Below are 726 nucleotides of genomic sequence, written 5' to 3'. Positions count from 1 at the left end.
GCATGCATGATGGAACTGATCAGTAAATAAGCCATCTAACCTCCCAGGAGCCTGTCGGACTTAAGCGTCCGTAGCGAGGATTGCGAGAAATTGAGGATAAAAATTTCTGCTTCTGAGGAGAATAGCGGGGCTATTTGACGAAGAAGCAGGAATTTTTAGACCAATTTATCGCAACCGCAGTAGGACAGTCTTAAGTCCGACAGGCTCCCCCGGCCCAGCAAGAGGTGAACTGCCCATGACCACGACGGAAGCCGTGGCCGAACAACCAGAACAGTCGTCAGAACCATCGGAAGTAGAATCCGTTGCACCTGAAGCTCCTCATATAAGAGCGGAAAAGTCCCTGGCACTGGTTAAGGGTCAACCATTCACCAAGCTGCCTGACGATCTCTACATTCCACCGGATGCCCTGGAAGTCTTTCTGGAAGCCTTTGAAGGCCCGCTGGATCTTCTGCTCTACCTGATCAAACGGAACAACATGGATATCCTCGATATCCAGGTGGCCCAGATCACCCATCAGTACATGGAATACGTCAAACTGATGGAAAGTTCCCAGTTTGAGCTGGCGGCAGAATATCTGGTGATGGCCGCAACACTGGCGGAAATCAAATCCCGAATGCTGTTGCCACGAACCGCAGAGGCTGAAGAGGAAGAAGACGACCCCCGTGCTGAGCTGGTCAGGCGACTGCAGGAGTATGAGCGCTTTAAGAAAGCGGCCGAAGACCTGGA

The 726-nt window shown here is 51.9% G+C and carries 1 protein-coding gene; it reads left to right on the top strand.

What is annotated here, in order from left to right:
* Positions 1 to 235 precede the first annotated feature (235 nt).
* Positions 236 to 726 (top strand): segregation and condensation protein A (locus CX664_RS25405; protein WP_180966648.1); only part of this gene is annotated, 491 nt, incomplete at its 3' end.

Origin of the sequence: Endozoicomonas acroporae (genome assembly GCF_002864045.1) — a bacterium.
In the GTDB taxonomy this organism is placed as follows: domain Bacteria; phylum Pseudomonadota; class Gammaproteobacteria; order Pseudomonadales; family Endozoicomonadaceae; genus Endozoicomonas; species Endozoicomonas acroporae.
This window is presented reverse-complemented; position numbering and strand designations above follow the sequence as displayed.